Below are 14,607 nucleotides of genomic sequence, written 5' to 3'. Positions count from 1 at the left end.
ATAACGGCAGAGAATACGGCTCCCCCATGTCTTTCTGCGCCGGGTGGGACGGCTCTTACGAAATCAGCGGGGAGTTTGGCAAAACCAACGGCCAATACGGTTTCCGCGCTACCGTGCAGAGCGACGTTCCCGGCGATAACATCACCGTAGATAAAATTAATATTGATTCCACCATCCCGTACCCCGGCGAAAACCAAATCCCGATACAGGTGGATGTCACCAACGTACACACCGTGCGCAGCACGCCTACGGTGGTGGGGAACATTACGTCTGTTTCCGCCCAACCGTACACGGTGGCTTACCGCTTGAGTAAAGATTCCGATGTGCGTATTGCCATTTACGATGCCGAAACGACGGGCGGCAGCTCATACACCGGCACGGCTACTCCGGACAAATTAGCTACCGGCAACCGGCGCCGCTTACTGGTGGATTGGAAACCCCGCTTGGGCGAAGGCATGAAAGGGGCGGATTCCGATAAGCAATTAGTGGAATTTGACTCTTGGGACGGCCGCGACGATTCCGGCCGCTTACTGCCTGCCGGCAACTATGTAATTTCCATTCAAGCCAAATCTCAAGACGAATGGCCGGGCATTGACTTTTCCCGCGCCGTCACCCGTCAGCTGTCTTTGGACCCCTTGAAACTGACGGATGTGGTGGTAATGGGCTTAAACAAACAATCTACCGCGTATGCCACCATTAAATATGTACCCACGGAATCTTCCAAGGTCTATTTTGAAGTGTATACGCCGGGCACTCAATTTGTAAATACCACCACGCCCACCAATGGGAACGCCGCCTCTCCCACTATTAAAGCGGGTACCGGGTACCGGGTGTATTCGTCCGTAGAAGAACGCGGTTCCCGCGCCACTTATACTACTAAGTGGGACGGTACCTGTATGGACGATGCCACCTGCAACGGCACGACGGCTATTGCGGCGTTGGGCGGAAAAACCTTTATAAAAGGTGCCCCCATGCCGGACGGCAACTATGTTTATGTGCTGTGGGCAGAAATCCCGTATCAGGAAAACTACACCAATGCGGCCAATGTGGTTTACAGCGGTGTTAAAACGGTCAATTATACTATCGGCACTATGCCGGTGGAACGCGGCCTTGTGGATATTACCATTCAGCCGGTCAGCTATTCCACGGTAGGCTCCAGCCCCACCGTGTATGGGTTGGACCCGTTTGTATTCAAATTTATCTTATCGCGTGATTCTACCGCCAGTGCCGAGGTGCAAAACACCGCCGGGCTTACGGTAAAACACTTAACGCCCGCGGAGGGTCAACCCGGCGTAGCCCAACAAATTAATACGTTAAGTTGGGACGGCCGCGACGACGCCGGCCGTATGGTGGGCCCCGGTACCTATGTATTTGCCGTAAAAGCCAAAGACGGTATGTTCCCGGATATGGTCAACACGGCTACGGCGGTTTTCCCGGTGGACTTGTACCATGTGGTAGACGTTGCCACAACGGACGTGTATGGCGATAGCGAGGCGAAAGCCACCATTAGCTATTACCTTTCTAAAGCAATGAATGTGCAGGTAAACATTTATAATAAAGATGTGGTAATCCCGGTAAATAATACGTTAAAAAATACCGAAGCTGCCACCGGGCCGACTACGGCTACCACCACGGCGTATGTGCCGTCTGCCACGGTGGGCACCACTTACGACACCCAACGCACGTTCAACAATAATATAACGACGGTAGTTGTCACCCAAAAAACCGTCACGCTGGCAACGGAGGCCGAACTGGCCGCCCAGTGCGCGGGCATTACGGAAGCGGATGCGCTGGCTACCTGCCGTGCCCAAAATAAATATAAGGTAGTGTCCGTCAATACCACTACCACCAAAGCCATGAGCGTGTGGCCGCCTAAAGTATGTAATACGGCGGACCATGCGGGCGTGTTTACTGCCGGCCATGTGGACCCGAGCAAAATTGCCTCTACGGGTACCAAATGTATTTATGTAAACGATACCACCTTTACCAACTATCCGGCCAACAGCTCTGCCGCGTTGGATGTGCGCTTGCAGCCCGTCAAAACCTTTGACGCCAGCTCCACCCGCCCCGGCGAAGGCTCCCGCATTGTGGAAGAATGGGATGCGCTGTATTTCTACAACCCGTCTTCCGCCCAGTGCAAAGGCGCTACCGATTTGAAATCCTGCGCGTATGAAATGGTGCCGGACGGCCAATATCCGTTCTACATTTCTGCCCGCTCCAATGAACCGGTGTCTGTGTACTATAATGCTGACACGTTGGAACCGTTTACCAAAGCGACTGATGTAAAACAAGAGTCTTTCATTTACGCTACGGAAAAACCCAGCTACCGCATTAACGTGACCCGCGGCCCGGTGTTCTTCCTGGACGGCTCCACCGCGGTATACCCGAACCAGCCCCAGCTGTTTAACGTATCCAGCGGGCCGGTATTTGTGCCGCCGTATGAAATCAACTTTGCGGTATCCCGCGCGGCTACGGTAGACGTGCAGATTGTAGCGTTGAAACCGAACGTCTGCACCACCACCGCCACGGACGGTAGCCAGAAAAATAACCAAGTGGGGGATGTCTGCAAACATTTAGCCACCACAACCGTTATGAATACCGGCAACTTTGACCCGAACGTCACCCGCAAAGTGTATTGGGATGGTACGGACGACAACGGCTATTATGTAAAATCGGCCGTGTATGAAGTACGCTTTATTGCCAAAAACTACCCGGATGCCAACTTGTATCAGGAAACCGTCAAGAGCATTTCCTTAAATGCGGACCTGTTAAAAGTGTTTGACCTCTTGGAAGTGGACGGCTATGCCCAAGCGGTGCGCGGGCAAAACGTACCGATAAGCTACCAAATTTCCGTACCTATGAAAGTAGCTATCCAAATCTTTAAGCCCGGTACCACGGTTTACGATTATCAAAAAGGTACCCTGCGCAACCCCACCACGGGTAAAGAAGTAAAAGATATTAACGAAGTCCTCGTGCGCAGTATTGTGGGGATTCGCCCTTCCACTACCTTAATTACCGAGGAATGGGACGGCCGCGATTATGCCCAGCAGGAAGTGCCGGACGGGACGTATCCGTTCCGCTTCGTCACGGCCACGGCCTCTGCCGATATTGATACCATTACGGGCGAAATTATCCCTGGGGATGATGCCGCTTTGGATGCCGCGGACTGGAAAGTAAATTATGTGGCGGATGCAGACCAATACAGAACCCTGCATAAAGCTACTATTGCCATTGGGGACGGCCGCTTTGTCTGCTCCGATTGGGAGAAAACGGTATTCTTCTATCCCAACCCGTTGCGCCAACCCTACGGCACGTTGGAAATTACCAAAATGCCGGTGCCGGGTACTATGTCTATCAAGTTGTATACCTTGGCGGGCACGCTGATTCGCGATAGCGGATATACCTGCGTGGATGCCAACAACTATACAACCACCATTGGGCAAACGCTGTCTTTCAGCCCCGATAATAACATCAGCGGGGATAAAGTGGACGAAACCACGTTTGCCAACGTCCGCAATGCGGCCCTGCGTTGCCGCTGGGATAAAACCAACCAGCACGGCAAAAAAGTGGCCCGCGGTGTGTACTTTGGATTGGTGGACTTTAAGGCCCAAAACGGCCGCGAACACTGCCAAAAAGTAGTGAAAATTTTGATTCCGTAAGGTAAAAAGTAATATATGAATATAAAAATAAAAGTTTTAGCCGCTTGTTTAGCCGCCGGTTTGTTCAGCGCTCCGGCCTATGCTATTAACGACTGGGCCGGCACCAGTGCCAGCCAGTTCTTAAAGATTGATGCCGGCTCCCCGCGTGCGCAAGCCTTGGGGAATGCGTATGTGTCTATTGCGGACGGCCCGGAAGCCTTGTTTTGGAACCCGGCCGGGGCCGCGTCGGCCACGTCGCGCGAGTTGCAGTTTTCGTACCTGGACTACCTGCAAGGCTACAAAGCCCGCACCTTGGGCTATTTGCAACCGATAGGTAAAACCATTATCGGCGTCACGCTCAACTATATGGATATGAGCGGCTTTGATTACCGCGATACGGAAGGCCGCCCGCAGTATTCCGGCTCCCACCCGGTGCAAAACTTTGTGGGCAGCTTGTCTTTGGCGCGCGGGTTCTTTAACCAAAAATTGCAAATCGGCGGTACCGCTAAATATATTAACGAAAAGCTGGACTCCAACCGCTACACCAATGTAGGGTTTGACGTGGGCGCCAAATTGCGCCTGGTAAATTGGTTGGGTTTAGGCGGCGCCATTGTGAACATCGGCGATAAAGACGATATGCCCCGCGGTTTGCGCCTGGGGGCGGATTTGAACACCCGCTACTTTACTATCTCCGGCGAATATATGGACTACCGCGACGACGACGCCCGCTATGGCGTGGGGTTGGAAGTTCACATCCCGGAAGATTTGTTATCGGTTGCCCGGTTTGATTTGCGCGTGGGGTATTATACGCGCGACAACACGGGTATCAGCACCAGCAAAGGGCTGCAAAGTTTAGGGTTGGATGAAACCTCCAAAGTATCCTTTGGGTTTGGTATTTACAGCTCTGAATTGTTTGGCTATGGGGCCTCTATTGACTATGCCGTCACGCCGTTTGGGGCGCTGGGAACCTCGCAACAGATTGCGGTGGGCATCCAATTTTAACGTATGAAACATGGGGAAAAAACAACGCTTGTAAAAAACAAAAAAGGGCAAACTGCCATAGAATACGTCATTACGGCGGCGGCCTTATTTAGTGCTTTTTTGGCTTTTTATGCGTTTTATTCCCACATTATTCCCCAACAGTTTGAACAGGGGTCTAAAGTGATTTTGGAAGTATACGAAGCAAATTGATTTTACAAATTAGGAGGAACGCAAATGAAGTTTATTATTGCCTTGGAAAACAAGCTGGAAGCCATTAAAAACGCCGCCATTTCTTGCATGAAAAAGAAAGAAGGGCAGAACACCATTGAGTATATCTTGATGTTGGGCGTTGTAGTGGGTATTGCGTTGTTGGTGGGCACCTTGGTTAAAAAAATGATGCCGGAAGTATTTGACAGCATCAAACAGAAAATCTTGGGCGGCGTCAACAGCATTGAGTAGTTTTTAGGATAAAAAATGAGGCTTTTTCATAGGGAGCGTGGCGGTCAAGTGACCGTGGAATTAATGTTGATTTTGCCCGTATTTATGTTGATGATTTTTTTCATCCTGGAATACGGCAATATCGCTTATCACACGCTGATTGCAAACCATGCTTCCTATGAATTTGCTCGTATCGGGGCTATGGTGGCTGTAAAGGAACCCAGCGGCCGGCCCAACAGCCTTACGGTTCAGCAAAGCATTACCCGGGCCAAGCGCAAAGTATTCGGCGCGGCGGGGGAACGCATAAAAGTAAGGGTAAAAATGGAAACCACCGGGCGGGACCCGCGGTTTTCGCCCCACCAACACCAGGATATTGTGGTGACGGTGACGTACCCCATAAAACTGATTTTTCCGGGCACCAGTTTTATGTTGGCCAGTAAACCCCGCAAACAGGGGATACGCAATATAGAGGCCGTAGCCAGGATGCCTGTTGAAAAAATGTATTTAAGTGCAGACAAACAATAACAGATTTGATTTAATTATAATATACAAGGAAATTTTTTAAGGAGAGTTCATGAAAAAAGGAATTTTGTTGCCGTTAATCCTTGCCATTGGCGCGGCGGTAGTTTATGCCATGATTGTAAACAGCCAATCCAGCAAGCTCAACGCGTCCAAAACCATTAAACGCGTCTTGGTCCCTATCCGGGATATTAAAGAGCGCGAAGTGATTAAGCGCGATGCTATCAAATGGGTGCCGATACCTTCCGCCTATGTGCAAAAAGATGCGCTGACCTACACCACGGATGCCGATTTTAAGGCTGTGGAAAACGCGGTGGCGCGTATCCAAATTCCCAAAGGCAACCAAATTTCCAAGTATTCTATTACTTCTTTATCGCCGGAAGCGGGGCTTTCCAGCAAAATCCCGGTGCAGATGAGAGGTTTTATTATTAAGGTGGATTCCACCGTGGCCGGTATGATTAAGCCGGATGATAACGTGGATATTCTTTTGACGTTTGAAGCCGTAATGAAAAACGGCGCGCGCCAAAAAGTGACCGTCACCCTTTTGCAGAACATTAAGGTATTGGGCGTAGGGGCCAACTTGGGCCAAGGTTTGGATGCTAAAAGCGCGGCTGGTATGCGCAGTAAAGAAGACGAAGCCGCCGCTTATACGGATAGCTCCACCTTGTCTTTGGCACTTTCTCCGCGCGATGCGCAGTATTTGGCGTTGGCGCAATCCGAAGGGGACGTTTCCGTCATCTTGCGCTCTCATGGCGACGGTACCAACTACCTGATGGAAATTGCAACGTTTGAAAAATTATTTCAATAAACAGGAACCAGCATGACAAATACAACGTTTATTAAAAAATTATCCGCAGTAGTTTTGCTTTTGGCTTTAGTGGCCCCGTGCGCGCACGCTAAAAAAACGCGCTTGGTGTCCGTCAGTGCCGACGTGGTGGAAATCGGCGGCTCTATGAGTTCCGTAAAAGGGTTTGCGTGGAACCAAATCTTTGACTTTGAAGAAGCCGCCATCCCGGGGATTTTTTCCTTGGGGGATTTTGAACGCAAAACGGCCGTAGCCACCCGTTTAAGACTGATGGAAACGGAAGGCCGCGCGCAGATTTTGTCTAACCCCAAAATCGTCACCAGTTCCGGCAACCAGGCCAATATCTCCGTGGGCGGGCGTATTCCGTACCCGGTGGTCAACAGCCAGGGGGCCGTGGGTACCCAAATGGAAACGTACGGCGTATTGTTGAACGTGACGCCCACCATCATCCCGGAACGCGGCAACATTATTGATTTACAGTTGGAATTAAAAGTATCCCAGCCGGATTATTCCCGTGCCATTATGATTGGTACTTCTACTTCTTACTCCATTTTGGAACGCTTGGTGCAAACCCATGTGGAGTTAAACAGCGGGGAAACGTTGGTTATCGGCGGCTTAAAAAGCAGCAGCCGCAACGTATCGGAAGACCGCGTGCCGTTTTTGGGCAAATTGCCGTTAATCGGCCTGTTTTTTAAGAGCAAAGACGTGACGGAAGACCAGCGCTCCTTGTTCTTATTTGTGACGGTAGAGGTAGTGGAATAATTTAATTATGGCCGACATGGAAAATACTTTCAAAACAGAACCCAAGATTATCACTTTTACCGGGCCCAAAGAGGGTGCCGGTAAAACCACGTTAGTCTTAAACTTGGCATTGGGTTGGGCCGGTATCCAAAAGCGGCCTGTGCTGATTGTGCCGTTGGACCCGTTGGCCCGCCAGGAACACAGCTTTTATTTGAACATCAAAAAACCCGTCAGCGTAGCCGATATTCTAAAAACCCTGGGCAATACCAATATTGCCGTGGTGGGGGGGCTGTTGCGCGGGAAAATTTCCATGTCCCAATGGGGGGTGGGCGTACTGCCGCTGGGCAATACCCGCGTGCAAGTGGCCACCATGAGCCCCAAAATTTTAATTCCCATTTTGTCGCGCTTATCGCAAACCTTTGATATTTTCCTGGATGTGGACTCCAGTTTCCCCATGCAGGCGTTTGCGTTTGATATTTCGGACAAAGTTTTTTGGGTCACCAATGCCACCCGTTCGCACTTAAATTCCACCGTGCAGTTGTTTAACGATTATAAAGAACAACGCTACGCACTGGACCGCATCAGCGTTATTTGCAACGCTTACGATACCCCCGGCTCCATTCCTTATGAAGAAATGGAACGGGTGTACCAGTCTTTGCTCGGGCGCAATATTGATGTGTTTTTGCCGTGGGATGAAGGCATTATGGCTTCTTCCAACCGGCGCGAAGTGGAAATTATCGTCAATCCGCAGAGTGAATGGATTAAAGGCTTGCGCTTAATTTTGGCCCAAATCCGGGATTTGCACCCCGCACCCAAGGATTGGACGGCCGAAGTTTCCGACGAAGAATTTACCCAAGCCGCCAAAGAAATTTGGAGCCCGGTATTGTTTAACGGCGGGGAAACCCAGGGGGCAGAGTCCCACTTTGCACCGGAAGGGGCCGACAACGGCGGCGAAGCCAACAAAACCAAATTATCTTTTTGGGACGACTTAAAACAGAAAGTGCATAAAGACGTGGTGCGCACGTTGGAAATTGAGCGCATTGTCATCAGCGACGAAAGCTCCGCCAGCGAGCAAACCCGCAAGCGCGTGGCCGCCATTGTGGACGATATTTTGCAAAAGCAACCCAACTTGCAGTTTTCGCGCGAACAGCGCACCCGCTTCAGCTCGGAACTGCTGGACGAAATTTTAGGTTTGGGGCCGCTGGAAAACTTAATGCGGGATGCCAGCGTGACCGAAATTATGGTCAACGCGTTTGATAAGATTTTTATTGAACAAAAAGGTAAACTAACGCTGACCAAATACAAATTCCGCAATAACGAGCAGGTCGTGCAGGTGATTAAGCGTATCGTATCCCCGCTCGGGCGCCGTATTGACGAATCCGTCCCGCTGGTGGACGCGCGCTTAAAAGACGGCTCCCGTGTAAACGCCATTATTGCGCCGTTGGCCGTATCCGGGCCGACGCTGACTATCCGCCGCTTCTCCCAAAAGCCGTTCGGGCCGGAAGATTACTTCCGCTTTGGAACGATTAGCCGCGAATGTATGGATTTTTTGGAAAAGTGTGTCCGTATCCGCAAAAACATTATTGTTTGCGGCGGTACGGGTACCGGTAAAACGACGTTCTTAAACGCGCTTTCCGGCTATATTTCCCATAACGAACGTATTATTACGGTGGAAGATACGGCCGAACTCCGTTTGCAGCAGCCGCACTGGGTGTCTTTGGAAAGCCGCCCGCCGAACGTGGAAGGCAAAGGGGCTATTACCATTCAAGATTTGGTAAAAAACTGTTTGCGTATGCGCCCGGACCGCATTGTAGTAGGGGAGTGCCGCGGCGGCGAAGCGTTGGACATGTTGCAGGCCATGAACACGGGTCACGAAGGGTCTTTGACCACCATTCACGCCAATACCCCGCGCGACGGTTTATCCCGTTTGGAAGCGATGTGTATGCAAACCGGGGCCGATTTGCCCATTTTTGCTATCCGCGAAATGATTTCTTCCGCGGTAAATATGATTGTCCAGCTTTCCCGTTTTTCGGACGGCTCCAGAAAGGTGACGTATATTACCGAAATGACCGGCCAAAAAGACGGCGCCATCCAATCGGTGGACTTGTTCCGCTATGTGCAGACGGGGGTGGACGATAACGGTAAAGTGCAGGGCTTTTTTGCACCTACGGGGCATTTGCCTTCTTTCTTTACGGATTTTAAGGCCAAAGGGGTGCCGCTGCCGGAAGAAACATTTACCAAGAATGCCGTGTCTTTTGATGAAGCCGGCAAACCTATTTTGTCTGCCGCACAAGCGGCCGCAGGAGGCCCCGTGGTGCCGCCTCCTCCGCCCGGAGTTAAATAATCATGAAAATTAAAAACCTTTTGGCGCTGTCTGTTGCCGCGTTTTTATTGGCGGCCGTGTGCTTCCCGCAAACGGCTGCGGCGCGTGCGTTAAACCGCAACGATAAACGCCGCATAGAATGTGCCATGTTCAAAATGCGCGTCTTGGCCGAAATGTTTGACGTGCGCGTGCCGGCCAGCAAAAAAACGTATACCCTGCCGGACGTGTGCCCCACCCCGGCTAGCGGGAATAAGACTGTTCAGGTGCCCAAATGGTTTTTAGAAGGGTATGAAGAAACCGGCAAGGATGCTACCGGAAAAACCGTCACCGTCCGCCGGGAAGCGGAACTGGCCCGCATGGATAAAAACAAAGTGGTTTATGTGCCTAAAGAGGGGACTTTCAGCGAGGTGGACCTCTGGCGGCAGGCTTTTTCCAACGTGTATTTGTATTTGGATAGAGCCAATACGTCTATGGACCCGTCCCAGCCGGTGTCGCTAGATAAACTTTCCCGCGGGTATGTGGGCAACCGCATTAACTTGATGGCCACGCTGGACCGCTTAAATAAAGATTTGTTGCGCAATAACCGCCCGCTGATTATGAAAGACAGCATGGGCGGCCGCGCGCGCACCATGTTAGCCACGTTTGAGCTGATTAATAACGAATTTTTCAGCACGATTGAATCTTTTTCCAGCCCGGAAAAACAAAAAGAGGACAAATACCGCCAGTCCGTGCAGGCCGTGGTGGTGTTAGCCAACCAGCTGTATGGGGAATTTATGTCCAAGCCGGTGCCGGTTTTCCCGCCGGACCCGAAAGGCTTGCAGGATACTCCGGCCGACCGCGGTTTTTATTTCCTGATGTTGTTTATCGGTGCGGGGTTGGTGTTTTATGCCGTCTATTTATTGTTGGAAATTAAACGCCAAAGTGTTATGCTGATGATGGACGAATACCGTGCCAAAAGCGTGGCGTGGGCGGAAGATTTCAACCGCCAGTTTTTAACGGTGGACATCCGCTATATTGTATTCGGCACCATCGGGGCGTTTGCGCTGTTCGGGCTGTTTATGGGGGTTAGCACGGGCGGATTTAGCGGCGTATTTGTGTTTTTGCTCTTTACGGCTATGGGGGTGTTTGTGAGTATCCGCATGCCGGAAGCCGTGTTGGATATGCTTAAAAAGAGCCGCGGGAATAAAATTAACGCCCAGCTGATGGACGCGCTGATTTTGCTTTCCAACTCGTTGCGTTCGGGTATGGATATTGTGCAGGGCTTTGAAAAAGTATCTACCGAAATGCGCCCGCCGATTGCGGACGAGTTCGGCCTGGTCATTAAAAACTATCAGTTGGGTACGCCCTTTGAAAAAGCCCTGGACGGCTTGAACGACCGGGTGGATAGCCGTATGTTGACGTATATTATCAAAGCCATTGTTATCCAACGCCAGGTGGGGGGTAATTTAACCGTTATTTTTGCCCGCTTGGTGGAAAACATCCGCGAAGAAAGCAAACTGGAAGAAAAATTGCAGGCTATGACGGCCCAGCAGAAAATCCAGTCTATTGTGGTAGGGATTATGCCTTTCTTAATGGTGGGTGTGATGTTTCTGTTCCGCCCGGACGAAATGATTGCCTTTTACGGCAGCCCGGTGGGGTTGGTGGTGTTGTTCGGGTGTATTATCTGGATTATGATTGGTATGAAGATTATTAAAAAAGTGGGCGAGGTGAAAGTATAATGGAAGTGTCTACGGGTGTGCGGTTAATATTGGGCATTTTGGTTTCCATAGGGTCAATTTCCGTCTTTATGGCCATTATGAATTTGTTTACCCGGGGCGAAGAAAAAGCGGACCTGGTGGACGTTTCCGTACGGAAATTTAAGTCCACGTCCAGTTTTTCGCGCTTGAACCCGGATAAATTATTTGACCGGGTGGCGCTGTTCTGCTTGCATACGTTTCATTTGGAACGCCCCCTGGAAGAAATCCACTTGCAGTTAGGCAGCCCGGATACGCCCCAGCCGGTGGATATTTTGTACTTAAAAGTAGGGTTGGCCATTGGGTTGCCGGCGGCCATGCTGGTTATTTTCCAAAGTTTGGTAATGGCTATTATTTTTGTGCCGGTGGGGTTTATGTTGCCGGATGTCCACCTGAAAAGCAAAATCCAGCGCCGCCAAGCGGAAATTTTGGGCAACTTTTCCACCACGGTAGATTTGGCGGCCCTGATTATTGAATCCGGCTTGGATTATTTAACCGCTTTTGAACGTATTATTAAAGTAGCTAAAGAAAAAACCATTTTGGAAGAAGAATTGGAAAAAACCATTAACGAAATCCGTTTGGGGTATTCCCGCCGGGAAGCGTTGGACCGCCTTTCCGCCCGTACCGGGGTACAGGAAATCCGCTCCCTGGTGGGGTTGATTAAACAATCGGACGAATTGGGTACCAGTTTGGTGGATTTGTTGCGCAACTTCTCTACGGACTTGCGCTCCCGCCGTTTAAGCATGGCCGAAAAACTGGCCGCGCAGGCATCTACCAAAATGTTGTTTCCGTTGTTTATTTTTATCTTCCCGACGATTTTTATTTTAATTCTCTCCCCCATGATTAAAGGTTTATTGGCCGGAGGGTTGAGCTTTTAAGAGGATTTGCTTATGAAAAAATATTTTATATTTGCTTTATCTGCCATAACCGCCGCTACCGCCGTAGCGGCCCCCGTGAAGCGGGAAGTGCCCGTCCGCCAGCACGGCAAAGAAGCGGGAATGTTGTTGGATTTGAGCAAAATTTCGCTAGGGACGCTCAACGACGTGGAAGAACGCAAACAGTATTTATCCACCGTCCAGTTGGAAAAACAACGTATTCAAAACTATACGTTGCGTATGGTGTATGAAAACGCCTATACCTTGTACAGATACGGGGATTACCAACGCGCGCAGGAAATGGCCCAAACCATTTTGAGCATTGACCCGAACTTTACGCAGGCCCAAACCTTGGCCCGCCAGGCCAGCCACATGGGCACTTACGGCACCGTGTCCGAAAGCCAGGTAATTGAAGCTAAATTCCAGGAAGCGTTGCGCTTGTACGACAGCGGGCGCCTGGTGGAAGCCAACCAAAAACTGGACGAAATTTTAACCATTCAGCCCGGCAATTCCCGCGCCCAATCCTGGAAGCGCAAAATCAATGCGGATATCGCCGCCGAATATGTGCGCCGCGGGGATAATGCGTACGATAACGGCCAATATCAAACGGCGTTGGATAACTGGTACAATGCGCTGATGATTCGCAAAGATGACGACAGTTTGGTGACTAAAATTTCGGAAACGGAAAACGTGGTACGCAAACAGCAAGTGCAGGATGCCATGCAGCAGGCGATGGCCTATTACAACCGCGGCCAATATGTAGAAGCCTACTCCGTTTTTGAGCGGATTTTGAAAATCCAACCCGGGGACCAGCGTGTCCAAAAATATATGATGCAACTGAAACAAGAAATTTATAACGGGTATTCCGATGCCGGCAGTAAAGCCTATGGGGCCGGCAAATATGACTCCGCCATTGCCTATTGGACTAAAGCCAAAAAATGGGGGGACAGCACCTCGGAAATGGATTCCTGGATTAAAAAGGCCCGCAACGCCAAGGAAGTATCTTTGCGTGCCGCCAGCAATAAAAACACGACCCGCCAGGTCAAACGCACCAAAGATAAAGACGGAAACATTGTGGAAGAAGTTATAGAAACCACGTCCGTCACTAAGCCGGCGGAAGTGAAAAAGACGGAAACAAAGGCGGAAACGAAAGCGGAACCTAAAGCAGAAGTGCCCGAAACCGTAGTGGATTCCAACGAAACCTTGCCGACGTTGACCCCCACCACCAACCGGGTGAGCGAAGAAGCCAGCGCGGCCTCCCGCCAGAAATACATTGAAGGACTGGATGCTTTCAACCAAGATGATTACGAACGCGCCCGCGAAGCGTGGATTCAGGCCAAACAGTTAGACCCGGGCAATACGGACGCCGTGCTTGGTTTACAAAAAGTGGAAGAATTAACGGGAATCCGTTAAAAAGGGTGTTAAATAAGTATGAAAATTACGTCTAAATGGATGTTGTGGTTTATGCTGGTTGCGCTGTATGCGGCTATTTTCGGCGGGCTGGTATACTACAATATGTTCAAATTTGTTTTTGATAAAAAACTCCAAAACGAAATGGTGGAAATGGTGCGTTTCCGCGCGCCGCGGTTGGTGGCGGCGTTGGCGGCCCGCCCGAAAGGCGCGGCTACGTTTGCGGAAGCGGATATTATGAAATCTTGGAAGATTAATGATGACCGCATTAAAGATTTAATCTACTTGAACTACGACGGCTCCGTCCGCTGGCACGAAAACACCAAATTTTTGGGGATGTCTTATTCGGATTTTAACAATACGGTCGGTTTCCCCACCAATGCGGTGGTGTACGCCATTAACGGCCGCACCCCCAAAGCCATTATGGCGGAAGAAGGCAACACCTACGATATGGCCATTCCGCTCCTGGCAAAAGATGCCGTGGCCGGCGTGGTAAACGTGACGGTTTCCCGCGAGGGGGCTAAAGCGCTGATTCATTCCGCCATGGTGCGCTATTGCATTGGCGTATTCTTTATGATTTTGTTAATTGGCGGCGTATTATACCTGTTTATGCTGTTGAAAATTTTACGCCCGCTGGCGGGATTAAAAGATGCGGTGGATGCGGTTTCCTTAAATACGCTCACGCTTACTTATACGCCCCGCAGTGACGAAATCGGGGATGTGGCCAAATCGGTAGATTCCATGTTGGCCAAAATCCGGGAAGACATCAAAGGCATGCAGGATGTGGAAATTATGTCTTTGGAAAAAGAGCGCAAATGGTGGAAAACCATTTTGGCGGTGACGGTTCCCAAAGGCTCCCGCGCCTTGGTGGTGGATGAAAACAATAACATTTTGTATACCAACTTTGAGCTAAACAGCAAAAAAGAAGGCCCGGTGCATTTGTTGGATATTTTTGACGGGCGCCAGCAAAACATTATTCAAGTGGTTGGGGAAGCGTTGGAAAACCCCACCAAAGTTTTGCGCGGCACGGTAGAAAATAAAAATGTACAATGTTTGGTAAAGGCGGTGCAGTTGCCGGATGATGCCGGCAAGAACCGTATGATTTTGGTATTAGAGCCGGAAAAATAGGCCGTTTTAGGAGAAT

At 50.3% G+C, this 14,607-nt stretch carries 12 protein-coding genes; all 12 read left to right on the top strand.

Going from position 1 to position 14,607, the window contains the following annotated elements; all coding sequences use genetic code 11:
• The coding region (locus tag ACQY18_RS02080) for a FlgD immunoglobulin-like domain containing protein (RefSeq protein WP_428038654.1) at positions 1 to 3,659 on the top strand (3,659 nt) is incomplete at its 5' end.
• A gap of 15 nt (positions 3,660 to 3,674) precedes the next feature.
• Positions 3,675 to 4,640 (top strand): hypothetical protein, encoded by a 966-nt coding sequence (locus ACQY18_RS02075; protein WP_176777314.1) that lies wholly within the window; start codon positions 3,675 to 3,677, stop codon positions 4,638 to 4,640.
• A gap of 3 nt (positions 4,641 to 4,643) precedes the next feature.
• Positions 4,644 to 4,829, top strand: a complete 186-nt coding sequence (locus tag ACQY18_RS02070) for a hypothetical protein (RefSeq protein ID WP_176777313.1) — start codon at positions 4,644 to 4,646, stop codon at positions 4,827 to 4,829.
• A gap of 24 nt (positions 4,830 to 4,853) precedes the next feature.
• Entirely contained in the window at positions 4,854 to 5,078 is a 225-nt protein-coding gene (locus ACQY18_RS02065; RefSeq protein ID WP_176777312.1) for a hypothetical protein, read from the top strand.
• 15 nt (positions 5,079 to 5,093) lie between these two features.
• Positions 5,094 to 5,582, top strand: coding sequence for a TadE family protein (locus ACQY18_RS02060; RefSeq protein ID WP_428038653.1), 489 nt, complete (start codon positions 5,094 to 5,096; stop codon positions 5,580 to 5,582).
• Positions 5,583 to 5,631: 49 nt separating this feature from the next.
• Positions 5,632 to 6,384, top strand: a complete 753-nt coding sequence (cpaB, locus tag ACQY18_RS02055; RefSeq protein ID WP_176777310.1) for a Flp pilus assembly protein CpaB — start codon at positions 5,632 to 5,634, stop codon at positions 6,382 to 6,384.
• Between the two features lie 12 nt (positions 6,385 to 6,396).
• Positions 6,397 to 7,143, top strand: coding sequence for a type II and III secretion system protein (locus ACQY18_RS02050; protein ID WP_176777309.1), 747 nt, complete (start codon positions 6,397 to 6,399; stop codon positions 7,141 to 7,143).
• Positions 7,144 to 7,150: 7 nt separating this feature from the next.
• Positions 7,151 to 9,466: an ATPase, T2SS/T4P/T4SS family gene (locus ACQY18_RS02045; protein ID WP_428038652.1), complete on the top strand. Its 2,316-nt coding sequence runs from the start codon at positions 7,151 to 7,153 to the stop codon at positions 9,464 to 9,466.
• Between the two features lie 2 nt (positions 9,467 to 9,468).
• Positions 9,469 to 11,163 (top strand): type II secretion system F family protein, encoded by a 1,695-nt coding sequence (locus ACQY18_RS02040; protein WP_428038651.1) that lies wholly within the window; start codon positions 9,469 to 9,471, stop codon positions 11,161 to 11,163.
• Positions 11,163 to 12,056, top strand: a complete 894-nt coding sequence (locus tag ACQY18_RS02035) for a type II secretion system F family protein (protein WP_428038650.1) — start codon at positions 11,163 to 11,165, stop codon at positions 12,054 to 12,056. Before ACQY18_RS02040 ends, ACQY18_RS02035 begins: the two co-directional genes overlap by 1 nt.
• Positions 12,057 to 12,068: 12 nt before the next feature.
• Entirely contained in the window at positions 12,069 to 13,466 is a 1,398-nt protein-coding gene (locus ACQY18_RS02030; RefSeq protein WP_428038649.1) for a hypothetical protein, read from the top strand.
• 18 nt (positions 13,467 to 13,484) lie between these two features.
• Positions 13,485 to 14,591 carry a HAMP domain-containing protein gene (locus ACQY18_RS02025; RefSeq protein WP_176777305.1) on the top strand — a complete coding sequence of 369 codons (1,107 nt, stop codon included), beginning with the start codon at positions 13,485 to 13,487 and terminating at the stop codon, positions 14,589 to 14,591.
• Positions 14,592 to 14,607 lie beyond the last annotated feature (16 nt).

The sequence above is a fragment of the Candidatus Avelusimicrobium faecicola genome (assembly GCA_900540405.1).
Taxonomy (GTDB): Bacteria; Elusimicrobiota; Elusimicrobia; order Elusimicrobiales; family Elusimicrobiaceae; genus Avelusimicrobium; species Avelusimicrobium faecicola.
Note: the sequence above shows the minus strand (reverse complement) of the source record. Positions and strands in the feature narration are given on the sequence as shown.